At 64.8% G+C, this 15,792-nt stretch carries 14 protein-coding genes; all 14 read right to left on the bottom strand.

The annotated features are described in order from the left end of the window. Window positions 1-14: 14 nt before the first annotated feature. Window positions 15-2,447 (bottom strand): 3-hydroxyacyl-CoA dehydrogenase/enoyl-CoA hydratase family protein, encoded by a 2,433-nt coding sequence (locus D7S86_RS03040; RefSeq protein ID WP_121083289.1) that lies wholly within the window; start codon window positions 2,445-2,447, stop codon window positions 15-17. 28 nt (window positions 2,448-2,475) lie between these two features. After that, window positions 2,476-4,260: an acyl-CoA dehydrogenase C-terminal domain-containing protein gene (locus tag D7S86_RS03035; RefSeq protein WP_121083286.1), complete on the bottom strand. Its 1,785-nt coding sequence runs from the start codon at window positions 4,258-4,260 to the stop codon at window positions 2,476-2,478. A 51-nt stretch (window positions 4,261-4,311) separates the two neighbouring features. After that, window positions 4,312-4,911 (bottom strand): TetR/AcrR family transcriptional regulator, encoded by a 600-nt coding sequence (locus D7S86_RS03030; protein WP_121083284.1) that lies wholly within the window; start codon window positions 4,909-4,911, stop codon window positions 4,312-4,314. Window positions 4,912-5,171: 260 nt separating this feature from the next. Further along, entirely contained in the window at window positions 5,172-6,488 is a 1,317-nt protein-coding gene (gene clsB, locus D7S86_RS03025; protein WP_240647966.1) for a cardiolipin synthase ClsB, read from the bottom strand. Next, window positions 6,485-6,955, bottom strand: coding sequence for a dihydroneopterin triphosphate diphosphatase (gene nudB / locus D7S86_RS03020; RefSeq protein WP_121083281.1), 471 nt, complete (start codon window positions 6,953-6,955; stop codon window positions 6,485-6,487). Before nudB ends, clsB begins: the two co-directional genes overlap by 4 nt. Window positions 6,956-7,606: 651 nt before the next feature. Further along, window positions 7,607-9,412 carry an aspartate--tRNA ligase gene (gene aspS / locus D7S86_RS03010; RefSeq protein WP_121083276.1) on the bottom strand — a complete coding sequence of 602 codons (1,806 nt, stop codon included), beginning with the start codon at window positions 9,410-9,412 and terminating at the stop codon, window positions 7,607-7,609. A 62-nt stretch (window positions 9,413-9,474) separates the two neighbouring features. Beyond that, window positions 9,475-10,134, bottom strand: a complete 660-nt coding sequence (locus D7S86_RS03005; protein WP_121083273.1) for a DUF502 domain-containing protein — start codon at window positions 10,132-10,134, stop codon at window positions 9,475-9,477. A gap of 9 nt (window positions 10,135-10,143) precedes the next feature. Next, the gene (locus D7S86_RS03000) at window positions 10,144-10,512 is read right to left on the bottom strand and encodes an FmdB family zinc ribbon protein (protein WP_121083271.1); all 369 of its coding nucleotides are present in this window, start codon (window positions 10,510-10,512) and stop codon (window positions 10,144-10,146) included. A 137-nt stretch (window positions 10,513-10,649) separates the two neighbouring features. Then, window positions 10,650-11,423 (bottom strand): methyltransferase domain-containing protein, encoded by a 774-nt coding sequence (locus D7S86_RS02995; protein WP_240647965.1) that lies wholly within the window; start codon window positions 11,421-11,423, stop codon window positions 10,650-10,652. Between the two features lie 145 nt (window positions 11,424-11,568). Continuing rightward, window positions 11,569-13,143: a ubiquinone biosynthesis regulatory protein kinase UbiB gene (gene ubiB, locus D7S86_RS02990; protein WP_121083268.1), complete on the bottom strand. Its 1,575-nt coding sequence runs from the start codon at window positions 13,141-13,143 to the stop codon at window positions 11,569-11,571. Next, window positions 13,143-13,844: a ubiquinone biosynthesis accessory factor UbiJ gene (locus tag D7S86_RS02985; protein WP_121083265.1), complete on the bottom strand. Its 702-nt coding sequence runs from the start codon at window positions 13,842-13,844 to the stop codon at window positions 13,143-13,145. Before D7S86_RS02985 ends, ubiB begins: the two co-directional genes overlap by 1 nt. Window positions 13,845-13,862: 18 nt before the next feature. Further along, entirely contained in the window at window positions 13,863-14,594 is a 732-nt protein-coding gene (gene ubiE, locus D7S86_RS02980) for a bifunctional demethylmenaquinone methyltransferase/2-methoxy-6-polyprenyl-1,4-benzoquinol methylase UbiE (RefSeq protein ID WP_121083263.1), read from the bottom strand. 169 nt (window positions 14,595-14,763) lie between these two features. Beyond that, window positions 14,764-15,174: a gamma-butyrobetaine hydroxylase family protein gene (locus D7S86_RS02975; protein ID WP_121083261.1), complete on the bottom strand. Its 411-nt coding sequence runs from the start codon at window positions 15,172-15,174 to the stop codon at window positions 14,764-14,766. A gap of 40 nt (window positions 15,175-15,214) precedes the next feature. Continuing rightward, a complete protein-coding gene (locus D7S86_RS02970; protein WP_121083258.1) occupies window positions 15,215-15,658 on the bottom strand; it encodes an HIT family protein in 444 nt (147 codons plus the stop codon). Window positions 15,659-15,792 lie beyond the last annotated feature (134 nt).

Raw genomic sequence — 15,792 nt, 5'->3', positions numbered from 1 at the left:
GCTCCAGTGTGCGCTCAGTTGCGAACCGGCTTGCCGGTCTGCAACAGGCCCATGATCCGTTCCTGCGTCTTCGCGGTGCCCAGCAGCTCGACGAACGCATTGCGCTCGAGCTTGAGCAGCCATTCCTCGTCGACGAGACTGCCTGCCTCGACATCGCCGCCGCAGACGGCTTCGGCGATCTTGCTCGCGATCAGATAGTCGTGCGCCGAGATAAAGCGGCCGTCGCGCATGTTCACGAGTTGCGCCTTGATCGTCGCGACGCCCGAGCGGCCCGCGACCGGGATCGCACGCGGACGCAGCGGCGGACGATAGCCTGCGTCGGACAGCGCGCGCGCTTCGTTGCGCGCCGTGTGAAGCAGTTCGAACACGTTGAAGACGATCGTGTCGCTCGGCTTCAGATACCCCATCTGCCGCGCCTCGATCGCCGAGCTCGACACCTTCGCGGTCGCGGCGTTCGTGAACGACTTCGTGAGGAACTGCAGCAGGTTCGTGCTATCCGCCGCCGCGGCCGCCTCGGCGGCGCGCAGCGCCGCTTCCTTGAGACCGCCGCCGGCCGGCACGAGACCCACGCCGATTTCAACGAGACCGAAGAAGCTTTCGACGTGCGCGACACGCTTCGCGCTATGCAGCGACAGCTCGCAGCCGCCGCCGAGCGCGATGCCCGACACGGCGACGACGACCGGCACGTTCGCGTACTTGACGCGCATCATGCCGTCCTGGAACTTCTTGACGAACGGTTCGATGCCCTTGGCGCCGCCCGTCATGAACGCGGGCATCGCCTCTTCGAGATTCGCGCCCGCCGAGAACGGGCCGCCCGGCGTGCCGAGCTTCAGCGAAGTCGGTTGCCAGATCACGACGCCCTTGTACGACTGCTCGGCGAGATCGATCGCTTTCGCGATGCCGTCGAGCACCGACGGTCCGATCGTGTTCATCTTGCTCTTGAACGAGACGACGACGATGTCGTCCTCGCCCGGCGCATCGTCGACCCATGCACGCACGGTATCGGTTTCGAACAGCGTCTTGCCGTACTTGAGCGGATCGGCGCCCTGCTCGCCGACGAGCGGCGCGCGGAAGACCTGACGGCCGTAGACCGGCAACTGGCTGCGCGGCACGAACGCGTTCGCGGCCGGCGAGTACGAGCCGCTCGCGCCATGCACGCCGTTGTTGTCGGCGACGCGGCCTTCGAAGACCCATGCCGGCAGCGGCGCGTTCGAGAGCGCCTTGCCCGCGTCGATATCGGCCTTGACCCATTCGGCGACCTGCTTCCAGCCCGCGGCTTGCCAGCCTTCGAACGGACCTTCGTTCCAGCCGAAGCCCCAACGGATCGCGAGGTCCACGTCGCGCGCGTTGTCGGCGATCGACTCGAGATGCACGGCGATGTAGTGGAAGACATCGCGGAAGATCGACCAGAGGAATTGCGCCTGCGCGTTGTCGGACTCGCGCAGCAGCTTCAGACGCTCGGCCGCGGGACGCTTGAGAATGCGGCCGACGAGTTCGTCGGCCTTCGCGCCCGACTCGACGTACTCGCCCTTCGCGGCGTCGAGCACCTTGATCGTCTTGCCTTCCTTCTTGTAGAAGCCCGCGCCCGTCTTCTGACCGAGCGCGCCCTTCTCGACGAGCGCCTTGAGCACCGCCGGCGTCTGGTAGACCGGATAGAACGGGTCGTCGGGCAACGTGTCCTGCATCGTCTTGATCACGTGGGCCATCGTGTCGAGACCGACGACGTCCGCCGTGCGGAACGTCGCGGACTTCGCGCGGCCGAGGCGCGCGCCCGTGAGATCGTCGACGACGTCGAAGCCGAGGCCGAATTTCGCGGCTTCCGTGACGACGGCGAGGATCGAGAAGATCCCGACGCGGTTCGCGATGAAGTTCGGCGTGTCCTTCGCGCGCACGACGCCCTTGCCGACGACGCTCGTCAGGAAGGTTTCGAGATCGTCGAGGATCTGCGGCGCGGTCGTCACGGTCGGGATCAGTTCGACCAGATGCATGTACCGCGGCGGATTGAAGAAGTGCACGCCGCAGAAGCGCGCCTTGAGCGCGTCGTCGAAGCCCTCGGACAACGCGGTGATCGACAGGCCCGACGTGTTCGACGCGAAGATCGTGTTCGCGCCGAGCGCGGGCGCGACCTTCTTGTAGAGGTCATGCTTCCAGTCCATGCGCTCGGCGATCGCTTCGATCACGAGATCGCAGTCCTTGAGCTTGTCGAGGTCGTCCTCGTAGTTCGCGGGCTCGATGTACTGGGCGTCGTCCTTGACGCCGAACGGCGCGGGGCTCAGTTTCTTGAGCGTCTCGATCGCCTTGAGCGCGATCGCGTTCTTCGGGCCTTCCTTCGCGGGCAGATCGAACAACAGCACCGGCACTTTCGCGTTGACGAGGTGCGCCGCGATCTGCGCCCCCATCACGCCCGCGCCGAGCACGGCGACCTTGCGAATGATCAGATTGCTCACAGAGATTCTCCGGGTATGACGATTCGGTTCAGAACAATTCGGCTTCGAGTTCGAGCAGCGGCTTGACGCCCGCGCGCGCGGCGCGGATCTGGTAGGCCGTCTCGGGCAGCAGCTTCGCGAAGTAGAAGCGCGCGGTCGCGAGCTTCGCCTTGTAGAACGGATCGCCGCTCGCCTGCTTGTCGAGCGCGATGCGCGCCATGCGCGCCCAGAAGTACGCGAACACGACGTGACCCGCGACACGCAGATACGGCACGGCGGCCGCGCCGACTTCGTCGGGGTTCGCCATCGCCTTCATGCCGATTTCCATCGTGAGCTTCTGGAGCTTTTCGCCGATGTCGGCGAGCGGGTTGATGAACTCCTGCATCTCCGACTTGACGCCTTCCTGCTCGACGAACTCCTGGACGATCTTGCCGAACTTCTTCATCTTCGCGCCCATGTCGCCGAGCACCTTGCGGCCGAGCAAATCGAGCGACTGAATCGTGTTCGTGCCTTCATAGATCATGTTGATCCGCGCGTCGCGCACGTACTGCTCCATGCCCCATTCGCGAATGAAACCGTGGCCGCCGAAGACCTGGAGACCGAGGTTGGTCGCCTCGAATGCGTTGTCCGTCAGGAAGGCCTTGATGATCGGCGTGAGCAACGCGACGAGATCGGCCGCGTCCTTGCGCACGTCTTCGTCTTCATGCGAAAGCTCGCGGTCGATCTGCAGCGCGATCCAGTACGAGAACGCGCGGCCGGCTTCGACATAGGCTTTCTGCGTGAGCAGCATGCGGCGCACGTCGGGGTGCACGATGATCGGATCGGCGGGCTTGTCGGGCGCCTTCGGGCCGGTCAGCGAGCGCATCTGCAGACGGTCCTTCGCGTAGGCGAGCGAGTTCTGGTAGGCGACTTCGGTCAGCCCCAGACCTTGCATGCCGACGCCCAGGCGCGCGGCGTTCATCATGACGAACATCGCGTTGAGCCCCTTGTTCGGCTCGCCGACGAGCGTGCCGATGGCCCCGTCGAGGTTCATCACGCACGTCGAGTTGCCGTGGATGCCCATCTTGTGCTCGATCGAGCCGCACTGGATGCCGTTGCGCGTGCCGATGCCGCCTTCGGGCGTCACGTTGAACTTCGGCACCGCGAACAGCGAGATGCCCTTCGTGCCGGCCGGCGCATCGGGCAGCCGCGCGAGCACGAGGTGAACGATATTGTCGGCGAGGTCATGTTCGCCGCTCGAGATGAAGATCTTCGTGCCCGAGATCGCGTACGTGCCGTCGGCCTGCGGTTCGGCCTTCGTGCGCAGCATGCCGAGATCCGTACCGCAATGCGGCTCGGTCAGACACATCGTGCCCGTCCATTCGCCCGAGACGAGCTTGTGCAGATAGATGCGCTTCTGTTCGTCGGTGCCGTGCGCGTGCAGGGCTTCGTATGCGCCGTGCGAGAGACCCGGATACATCGTCCAGGCCTGGTTCGCCGAGTTCAGCATTTCGTAAAGCGCATTGTTCACGAACATCGGCAGGCCCTGGCCGCCGAAGTCGGGATCGCATGCGAGCGCGGGCCAGCCCGCTTCGACGTACTGCTGATAGGCCTCCTTGAAACCCGCGGGCGTCGTCACGACGCCGTCGTTCCAATGGCAGCCTTCCTCGTCGCCGCTGCGGTTCAGCGGGAACACCACATCTGCGCAGAACTTGCCGGCCTCTTCGATCACCTGATTGATCGTCTCGGCGTCGATGTCCGCATGCTTGGGCATCTGCTTGAGTTCGGCTTCGACATTCAGCAGTTCGTGCAGGACGAATTGCATATCGCGCAGCGGCGCGGCGTACTCACCCATGTGTCTCTCCAAAAAAATCCGACTACGCCGCGGCGGCTCGCCGCGCACGCGTCAAGCTTTGATGCTCTGATATGAATCGAACAGCTTTTCGAGCGCACTGCGCGCGATATCGACCGCGTTGGCCAGCCGCAGGAAGCGTCCGTCGTGATGCAGGCCGAGCGTCAGGCTGTACAGCTCGAACACCATCATCTGCGGATCGGTGTTCTCGCGCAGATGACCCTCGTCCATCGCCTGACCGATCGCACGCAGCAATGCCTCGCGCCAGATCGTCACGCTCTGCACGAGCTCCTCGCGAACCGGACTGTCCGCGCGATCGTCATACTCGACGGCGCCGCTGATGTAGATGCAGCCCGTCGTGACTTCCTGCACGCGCCGATCGATCCAGCGCCACATCATCGCGCGCAGACGCGGCATGCCGCGCGGCTCGCGAATGGCCGGATAGAACACCTCCTGCTCGAAACGGCGGTGATACTCCTTGACCACCTCGACCTGCAGATCCTCGCGCGAACCGAAATGCGCGAAGACCCCGCTCTTGCTCATCTGCATGCGCTCGGCGAGCAAGCCGATCGTCAGTCCCTCGAGACCGTCGCGGCTTGCGAGATCGAGCGCCGCATCGAGAATCGCGGCTCGTGTTTGTTCGCCTTTTCGCATATCTTTTTCTACCGTCCCAACATGTCAAACTAAAAACGAACGGCCGTACTATTGTGTTGTGTCGGCCGCCTGTGCCACAAGCTTTTTATTAGAAACCGTGATCTAACCGGGACGGCCGGATCCGGAAGCCGGATCGGCCTCGGGGCGGGCCGACGCGCTGGGGATCGCGCGCGGGCCTGGGGGAGGTTCGGGCGAGACGGCGTTTCAAGCGGCCGTCTCGTCGTGTCGCCCAATGATCGCCGCCTTTTCGAACGAGCGGTCTAATCGTATTCACCGATCGTCAACATTTTCATCGCGAGCCGGTACGCGTTGTAAGTGAACCAGTTAACGAATCGCACGGGCAGCGGCCGGGCCGCGTAGCGCTGCGGATCGATCGCGGGCGAGTCGTCGAACGCCGAGCGGATCGCCTCGCGCAGGCTCGACACGACGGGGTCGTTGACGATCACGACGTTCGCTTCGTGGTTGAGCACGAGGCTCAGCGCGTCGAGGTTCGACGAACCGACCGTCGCCCAGTTGCCGTCGATGACGGCGACCTTGCCGTGCAGCAGCGTCTTGTTGTATTCGGCAATCTGCGCCCCAGCGGCCATCAGCATGCCGTAGAGCGACGGCACGGCGTAGTCGAGCACGCGGAATTCCTTGCGGCCGATCAGCAGGCGCACGGCGACACCGCGCTCGGCCGCCTCGACGAGCGCCCGACGCAGCTTGCGGCCGGGCACGAAATACGGATTCGCGAGCAGGATCTCCTCGCGCGCGCGGCCGATCGCATGGAGATAGGTCTTCTCGATCGTGCGCCGGCGATTGAGGTTGTCGCGCGCGACAAAGGCGACCTCGGACGCGCGCGAAGCGGCTTCGATCGAGGGCGTGAGCGTGCGGCGCACGAAGGCCAAGGTGCGTTCGAGGCTCGACGCGACCGGATTCCGGTCAAGCCGTTGCCATTGAAGATCGAACGCGGCATCGACCTCGGAGGCGACCGGGCCGATCAGCTCGACCGCGAAGTCCCATCGGGGCGCATCGAGCCGGACGCCTTCGTTTTCGAGATCGTCGACGATATTGATGCCGCCGACGAAGCTGATCGTCTCGTCGATCGACGCGATCTTGCGGTGCGTGCGCGCAAAGCCGAAACGGCCGAACAGATGCGGATTGAAGATCCGGAAGCGCACGCCGTGCGCGCGCCAGTCGTCGTAGAACCTCAGCACGCGATGGGTGCCGATGCCGTCGGTGATCACGCGCACGTCGATCCCGCGCCGTGCCGCGTCGACAAGCGCCGCGGAGACCTTCTCGCCGGCGTCGTCGTCGCTGAAGATATAGACCTCGAGCACGACGCATCGCGTGGCCGCGCGGATCCGTTCGACGAGCGCCTCGAAATACGCGTCGCCCGAGCGGAACAAGCGCAGGCGATTGCCGGCCGAAAACGCGAGACGCGCGCTGCCGCGCGCTTTCGGAAATGCGCGCGCGGTGTCGCTCGCGGGGTGGGCGGACTCGTGCTCGTGCTCGGATCCAGACCCGGACCCCAACCCGGGCGACGCGAACTCCTGGGCTCGCGCAGGTCGCATCGCGTTGTCGGGGTTCGGCGTCATGCGGCGGTCCGCAGACGGTGCGGCAGTTCAAGGATCGCTTGCGCGTTCGATCGCGAGAAGCAGCGCTCGGCGGCCTCGCGATATGGCAGCCAGACCCAGTCCGTATGCTCGCGCGGCGCGAGTACGACGTCGATATCGCGCGGCACCGTGAGTCCGAACCAGTGCTCGGTGTTGCGCACGACGCCGGGCGCATAGCGATGGCGCCACACCGGATAGATCTCGTAGTCGATCGTATGACGCCAATCGGCCAATGCCGTGCGCGGCACGCGATCGGTCCCGACGGCGATACCCGTTTCCTCGCCGACCTCGCGCGCGGCGACATCGAGCAAGGGCTCGTCGAGCCGATCCTTCGATCCCGTTACCGATTGCCAGAAGCCGGGCCGGTCGGCGCGCTCGATCAGCAGCACGTCGAGCTCGGCCGTGTGGATGACGACGAGGACGGATTCGGGAATCTTGAAAGGCCGCATTGCGATTGCCGCTGTCGGTGACGGGAGTGAAAACACCGTAACGATAGCAGGCGAGCGTTGAAATGGCGCGATGGCCAAAAGACCAACAATGGGCTATCGACGGCCCAAGGCGTATGACCTGTGCGACGCTTGTCGAAGTCCGCGGTGCATTGCATCCCCTGCACACACCAATGCGAAAGGGCGCTTATTAGGCGCCCTTTCCGTTCCGCCCCGGAGTCTGAGCACTGACTGTTTGGCACTCCGCTTGCGCGGGCGTGGCCAGGAGAAGACAGAGCCGGGGCATACGAGCGCAACTCTATCATGCAAGGAGTTTAGGAATGGAAGACTTTTACGACCAGTTGATTCTGACCTTGTCGGCCCCGCGACTCGACAAGTACCACGATCATGCGGCGCGATCGTCGAACCTCAACCTCGTCGCGCGCTACGTGCACAACATGGACGTCTGCCAGCGTCTGACGCACGGGCTGCATCTGCTCGAGGTATCGCTGCGAAACAAGGTTCACACGACGTTCACGACGGCATTCGACACACCATGCTGGTACGACCTTCCCGACCTGTTCGCCCATCCTCAGCGAAGTATGAGGCGAAAAAAAACCTCCCGGCTTTCACCGGGAGGTCGTGCGTCGAATGCCGAAGCGCGCCGCGACGTCGTCAGACCGTCTTCGCGGGCTCCTGCGTGCGCAGGCGGATATGCAACTCGCGCAGTTGCTTTTCGTCGACTTCGCTCGGCGCCTGCGTGAGCAGACATTGCGCGCGCTGCGTCTTCGGGAACGCGATCACGTCGCGAATCGAATCCGCGCCGGCCATCATCGTGACGATGCGGTCGAGGCCGAATGCGATACCGCCATGCGGCGGCGCGCCGTACTGGAGCGCGTCGAGCAGGAAGCCGAACTTGTCGCGGGCTTCCTCGGCGCCGATCTTCATCGCGCGGAACACCTTGCTCTGAATCTCCTCACGGTGAATCCGGACCGATCCGCCGCCGATTTCCCAGCCGTTGAGCACCATGTCGTACGCCTTCGCGAGGCAACGGCCCGGATCGGCTTCGAGATAGTCGACGTGCTCGTCCTTCGGGCTCGTGAACGGATGGTGCGCCGCCACCCAGCGCGAGTTCTCTTCGTCGTACTCGAACATCGGGAAATCGACGACCCACAGCGGACGCCATGCCTGTTCCGACAAGCCCTTCTCGACGCCGAAGTCCGAATGGCCGATCTTCAGACGCAATGCGCCGAGACTGTCGTTGACGACCTTCGCGCGATCCGCCGCGAAGAAAATGATGTCGCCGTCTTGCGCACCCGTGCGCTCGAGGATCGTCGCGACCGCCGCGTCGTGCAGGTTCTTGACGATCGGGCTTTGCAGACCGTCGCGGCCCTTCGCGACTTCGTTGACCTTGATCCACGCGAGACCCTTCGCGCCGTAGATCTTGACGAAATCCGTATAGCTGTCGATATCGCCGCGCGAAAGCTCGCCGCCATGCGGCACGCGCAATGCGGCGACGCGCCCGTCCTTCGTATTCGCGGGCGTGCTGAAGACCTTGAACTCGACATCCTGCATCGCGTCGGTCAGCTCGGTGAATTCGAGCTTCACGCGCAGATCGGGCTTGTCCGAGCCGAAGCGGCGCATCGCCTCTTCGTACTTCATGACGGGGATCGAGTCACCGAGGTCGACGTTCATCGTGTTGCGGAACACGGTCCGGATCATCGTCTCGAACAGGTCGCGAATCTCCTGCTCGCCGAGGAACGACGTTTCGCAATCGATCTGCGTGAATTCGGGCTGACGATCGGCGCGCAGGTCCTCGTCACGGAAGCACTTCGTGATCTGGTAGTAGCGATCGAAGTTCGCCACCATGAGCATCTGCTTGAACAACTGCGGCGACTGCGGCAGCGCGAAGAAATGGCCCGGGTTCACGCGCGACGGCACGAGATAGTCGCGCGCGCCTTCCGGCGTGCTCTTCGTGAGCATCGGCGTCTCGATGTCGATGAAGCCTTGCGCGTCGAGATACTTGCGGACTTCCATCGCGACGCGATAACGCAGACGCAGATTCTGTTGCATCTGCGGACGGCGCAGATCGAGCACGCGATGCGTGAGGCGCGTCGTTTCCGAGAGGTTGTCGTCGTCGAGCTGGAACGGCGGCGTGATCGACGGATTCAACACTTCGAGCTCATGGCAGAGCACTTCGATCTTGCCGCTGTTGAGACCCGCATTCTCGGTGCCGGCCGGACGCGCGCGCACGAGGCCCGACACGCGCACGCAATATTCGTTGCGCACGCCTTCGGCCACCGCGAACATCTCGGCGCGATCGGGGTCGCAGACGACCTGGACCAGGCCTTCACGGTCGCGCAGATCGATGAAGATCACGCCGCCATGGTCGCGGCGGCGATGGACCCAGCCGCACAGGGAAACGGTCTGGCCGAGCAGGGCTTCAGTCACCAGCCCGCAGTATTGAGTTCTCATCGACATGATATGGACTTTCGCTCAGTAGCTTCGTTGCTTCGTGTATTCGGTATAGGGAACTTCGATACTTACAGCGGCGGATCGATCTGGCGTCGCACCGGCGCGCTCGGCGCCACCACGCCCATCGACACGATGTACTTCAGCGCCGCGTCGACGGTCATGTCGAGTTCGACGACCTCGCTACGCGGCAACATCAGAAAGAATCCCGACGTCGGGTTCGGCGTCGTCGGCACATAGACGCTCACATGATCGCCGTGCAGGTGATTCGCGACGTCGCCGCCCGGAATCCCCGTCATGAACGCGATCGTGAAGCAGCCCTTGCGCGGATATTCGATCAGCAGCGCCTTGCGGAACGCATTGCCGCTGCTCGACAGCAGCGTATCGGACACCTGCTTGACGCTCGTGTAGAGCGGCCCGACGATCGGAATGTGCGCGAGCAGCGTCTCCCACCACATGACGAGCTTCTGCCCGATGAAATTCTGCGTGAGCAGGCCCACGATGAAAATGAAGACGAGCGTGAGCACGGCGCCGATGCCGGGCAGGTTGTAGCCGAGCAGGCGCTCGGGCTGCCACGCGCTGGGCAACAGGTTCAGCGTCTGATCCATCGTGCCGATCACGAGCCCGAGCACCCAGAGCGTGATCGCCAGCGGCACCAGCACGAGCAGGCCGGTCAGGAAGTACGTCTTGAGCGTGACTTTCTTGGTCGTCTTCGCAGTCTTTGCTGTCATCGGTCTTGTCTAGGAAGAAGACGCCGCGCCGTCGGAGGACGCTGCGCCCGAACTCGAGGCCGGAGCCGCCGACGCGGTGGACGACGATTCCGAGGTCGCTGCCGACGACGTCTCGCTGCCGGCCGTCGAGGCCGACTCGGCGCCGCCGCTCGTCGCGGCCGCGCCCGTCTTGCCCGTCGTCGCCGGGGCACCGCCATTGTTGCGGAAATCCGTGACATACCAACCGCTGCCCTTGAGCTGGAACCCCGCGGCCGTCACTTGCTTGCGAAAGGTGTCCTTATTGCACTCGGGGCATACGGACAACGGCGGATCGGAGATCTTGCGCAAGAGATCCTGCGCGAAACCGCACGATTCGCACCGGTAAGCATAGATCGGCATGACTGGTATCCCTGACAGGTGACGCAAAACCCTGAATTATAGACGGAAAGCCGAAATGCAAGATCGGCGCGACGTACACGGCCCCGATCCGTTCGACACGGGCCCTCGCGCGGCCGCGCGTCGAGAGCCCGCACGGCCTAGCGGCGGCGCCATTCGAGCCAACGCTCGACGCCCGCGAACAGCGCCATCGAATCGTCGACCTCGCGCTCTCTCAGGCATTCGAACGCCGGGTCGAGCAGACGGTGGAGCTCGTCGAGCGATGTGCCGAACGGCGGCCCCGACGGCTTGTGCGTGACGAAGAACAGCCCCGCGAGCACGCCGCCGCGCGGCAGCAAATCGGCCATGCGGTCCGCATAAGCGGGCCGCATCGCAGGCGGCAGCGCGCAGAAGAACGTACGCTCGTAGATCCAGTCGATCTCGCGAGCGGGTGTGAAGTCGAAGAAATCGGCCTCGCGCACGATATCGGCGTGCGACGCACCGAGCTGCTCGCGCGCGACGGCCACGGCTGTCGGCGAAAAATCGATCGCCTCGACCGCGAAGCCGTGTTCGACGAGCCACCGGGCCTCGTAGGCGCGGCCGCAGCCGGGGATCAGCACGTGGGGTAAGCGGGCGTCAGGCCGGCTTGGGCTGCTTGGGCTGCTTGGGTGGCTGGGGTCGTTCGGGTCGTTCGAGGTACGCAAACGATGCCGATCGCGTTCGACGGCCGCCGCGGCATGTCCCCCTTGCACCGCGGCGACGGGCATGCCGCCGAACACCCGATCGCCGCGCAGGACGTCGCCCGCGAACGTCTCGAACACGCGCGGCACGCCATGCTGGTCCCAGGGCGTGAACCCCTTGTCGAACCGCTCGCTCCAGAACTCGGGGCGCGCGGGGTCATGGAAAGCAAACTGATCGCGACTGGGCTGGCTCATTTCGACGGTTCCCGCTATAGCGCCTGGACGGCGCCCTTCGATCACATCCGGACCACGACACCCGCGTGCGCGCATTCAACCCGCCATCGCGACCAGGTCGCCGGTTCTTCGAGTTACCGCGTCATCGAGTCATCCGATCGCCGGCTCAATGACCGAACCACATCGTCCACAGATGCGTGCCGAGCACGCCGACCCCGGCGGCAATCGCAAACAGCAACAGTCCGTGAAGCAGTTTGTTCATGCGCTGCTGTTCGAGCAGAACGGCCTTCATCAACGTGTCGCTGTCGTCGACGTCGCGCTGCGTGTCGATCAGCAACTGATGCACGAGCCGCGGCAATTGCGGCAAGGTCTTGCTCCACTGCGGAATCTCGACCTTGAGCCGTTCGAGCCACCCGCGCGGACCGATCTGTTCGGCCATCCAGCGTTCGAGGTAGGGCTTGGCCGTCTTCCAGAGATCGAGTTCGGGATCCAGTTCGCGGCCCAGTCCTTCGACATTGAGCAGCGTCTTCTGGAGCAACACGAGCTGCGGCTGGATCTCGACCTGAAAGCGGCGCGACGTCTGAAACAGCCGCATCAGCACCTGACCCAGCGAAATATCCTTGAGCGCCTTGTCGAAATACGGCTCGCAAACGGCCCGTATCGCACCTTCGAGTTCTTCGACGCGCGTATCGGGCGGCACCCAGCCCGACTCGAGGTGGAGCGTCGCCACACGGTGGTAGTCGCGCTTGAAGAACGCGAGGAAATTCTGCGCGAGGTAGTTCTTGTCGAAGTCCGAGAGCGCGCCGACGATGCCGAAATCGAGCGCGATATAGCGGCCGAACGTCTCGTTCGCGAGGCTGACCTGGATATTGCCCGGATGCATGTCCGCGTGAAAAAAGCCGTCGCGGAACACCTGCGTGAAGAAGATCTCGACCCCTTCGCGCGCGAGCCGCGGAATATCGACGCCCGCGGCGCGCAACGTGTCGACCTGCGAGATCGGCACGCCGACCATGCGCTCCATCACGATGACTTGCTGGCTGCAGAACTCCCAATACATCTCGGGCACGAGCAGCAGATCGAGACCGAGGAAATTGCGCCGCAATTGGCTCGCGTTCGCGGCCTCGCGCATCAGATCGAGTTCGTCGTGCAGATACTTGTCGAACTCGGCGACAACTTCGCGCGGCCGCAGACGCTTGCCGTCGGCCCACAAACGCTCGGCCCAGCGCGCGAGGTCGCGCATGAGCGCGAGGTCGCTGTCGATCACGGGCAGCATGTTCGGTCGCAGCACCTTGATCGCGACGGACTTGCCCGCATGCTGGCCCGACTTGATCTTCGCGAAATGCACCTGCGCGATCGACGCGCTCGCGACGGGCACCGCTTCGAAATCGTCGAACAACACGTCGACCGGCTTGCCGAGCGCCTTTTCAATGATCGACACCGCGAGCGCCGAGCTGAACGGCGGCACCTGGTCCTGCAATTTCGCGAGTTCGACGGCGATATCGGGCGCGAGCAGATCGCGGCGCGTCGACAGCACCTGGCCGAACTTGACGAAGATCGGGCCGAGACTTTCCAGCGCGAGGCGCAGACGCACGCCGCGCGGCACGGCGTCGAGACGGCGGCCGAACGTGATCGCCTGGAGCAGCATGCGCACGCCGCGGCCACGGAACATCGACAGCACGAGTTCGTCGAGGCCGTAGCGCCAGATCGTGAAGAAGATCTTGATGGATCGAAGCGCGCGCATCAGCGATTCCCGTCCGCTGAAGTCGGCGCGCCGCCCGGCGGACGCGCGCCGGGCGATGTCCGCTCAAGCCGCTCGAGCCGCTTTTCGAGGCGCGCCACCGCGTCTCGCGTCTGCGTGAGCGTGTGAACGAGCGCGTCGAGTTCGCCGCGTCGAACGAGTTGAGGATCTTCGTCGAGCAGATATTCGGCGATCGATTCGATGAAATTGCGCCCCGTGCGCCGCGCGCGATCCGCGACCTCGCGCGCGAGGCTCGCCGCGCGATGCGCGCCCGCGTCGCCGATCAGCTTCGCGAGGTCTTCCTCGGGCTCCCAGCGCAGATGTTCCGCGAGATAGCCGAGCGCCGTCGCGAATTCGGCATCGCCCTCGATCCGGATATGCTTCATCGCGCCAGCCTGACCGCCCGAGACAAACGCGGGCGCGGCGCCGGCTTCGACCGTGATCGTCACGTCGAATGCCCGCTCGCCCTGCGCGGACGACGCGCCGGCGGCATCGGTCGCCGGCTGCGCATCGCCCGGCGCCGCGGACGCGTCGGCAGCGTGGCCGAACAGGCCGTCGGCCCGCACTTCGAGATCGAGGCTGCCGAGCGGCAACGCAATGCGCGCGCGGCGTCCGGCATAGGGCACGAGCTTCTCGCGCGCCCAGGCTTCACGCGCAAGAAGATGATTGATCGCGGCGATCGCGGGTTGGGCGGCAACGGTCATGGACATGCTGGATCGCGATCAGAACTTCATGCCGACGTGCAACGCGACGACCCCTGCCGCCAGATTGAAATAGCGGACGCGATCGAGGCCCGCCTCTTCCATCATCGTCTTGAGCGTGTCCTGGTCCGGATGCATGCGGATCGATTCGGCGAGATACCGATAGCTTTCGGCATCGCCCGCGATCTTCTCGCCGAGAAACGGCAGCACCTTGAACGAGTAGACGTCGTACGCCTTCGACAACGGCTCCCAGATCTTCGAGAATTCGAGCACGAGCAGCTTGCCGCCGGGCTTGAGCACGCGGCGCATCTCGGCAAGCGCGACGTCCTTGTGCGTCATGTTGCGCAAACCGAACGCGACCGTCACGACGTCGAAGTAGTTGTCGGGCAGCGGAATCTTCTCGGCGTCGCAGAGCATCGACGGCGTGATGATGCCCTTGTCGAGCAAGCGATCGCGGCCGACGCGCAGCATCGACTCGTTGATGTCCGTATGCCAGACCTCGCCCGTCGGCCCGGCCTGACGCGCGAACGCCTTCGACAGATCGCCCGTGCCGCCCGCGATGTCGAGCACCTTGTACCCGGGCCGCACGCCGGCCTGCGCAATCGTGAAGGCCTTCCACAAGCGATGCAGGCCGCCCGACATCATGTCGTTCATGACGTCGTACTTCGACGCGACCGAATGAAACACACCGGCGACCTTGCCCGCCTTGTCGTTTTCGTCGACGGTCTCATACCCGAAGTGCGTTTTGCTCATTGCTGCCTACCCTTGTAAAGACGCGCGCCGCGCGCGCGTGGCATCCGAGACCCCGCGCAGCGCGGCCCCGATCTGCGCCGAATCGTGTTGGAATGGGCGCGAGTTTACCCGTGTCGCGCTTTTTTGGGTCAGCGGCACGGGAAGTCCCGCGCCGGCGCCCGCGCATCCGTCAGTGCGCGTGGCCGTGGCCGTGCGCATGACCGCCGCCCGACGGCATCGGCGCGTCGCGGTCGAGGCCCGCCGCCGCGAGACGCGACAGGTAGTCGGCCCAGATCTCGTCCTGGCGCGTCGACAGCGTGTACAGATAGTCCCACGTGTAAATGCCCGAATCGTGGCCGTCCGAGTACATGATCTGCACGGCATAGTGCCCGACGGGCGCGAGCCCGACGATGGCCACGTCGCGCTTGCCGGTCTGCAGCGTCTCCTGGCCGGGGCCGTGCCCCTTGACCTCGGCCGACGGCGACATCACGCGCAGCAGTTCGAACGGCAGCCGGTACGCACGCCCGTCTTCGTATTGGACTTCGAGCACCTTCGACTGCTTGTGCAGCACAAGGCCCGACGGCGTCGGCGACGCGCTCATGATTTCGCTCCGGCCGCGATCGCGGTCATCATATTCGTGTTCATCCGGGTCGGCGCGCCGCGGCGACGCCCTGCATCTCGCGCGCGACCGCGTCGCGCAGGCCCATCGAGAGCGCCTCGCGCTCATGGATCCGCGCCTCGGCGACGTCACGCTCGGGCGAGGCCCAGATCGGCTTCGGGAAATGCGCATCGTCGGCATAGCGCGGGATCACGTGCCAGTGCACGTGCGGCACCTGATTGCCGAGACTCGCGAGATTGACCTTGCCGGGCTTCATGACATGCCGCACCGCGCGCTCGACGGCCGCGACCGTCTCCATCAGATGCGCGCGCGAAGGCGCATCGAGATCGCTGAACTCCGCGACATGCGGATTCGCAATCACGCGGCAAAAGCCCGGATAGCCGGGCTCGTCGGCCAGCACGACGCGCAGCGCCGCATCGCGCCAGAGCACCGTGCCGCCGTCGGTATCGCAAAACACACAGCTCATCGATGCCCCCGCCTGTTGACCTGCTCATGGATCCGCATATCGATCCGCCCGTCGATCCGCGCCTTGACCCGCTTCATCACCCGCGTGCCGATTCGTCCCGCAACCCGCATTGCGCCCGCTTCGACGCATCCGCG

Origin of the sequence: Pararobbsia silviterrae (assembly GCF_003628125.1) — a bacterium.
Lineage (GTDB): Bacteria > Pseudomonadota > Gammaproteobacteria > Burkholderiales > Burkholderiaceae > Pararobbsia > Pararobbsia silviterrae.
Note: the sequence above shows the minus strand (reverse complement) of the source record. Positions and strands in the feature narration are given on the sequence as shown.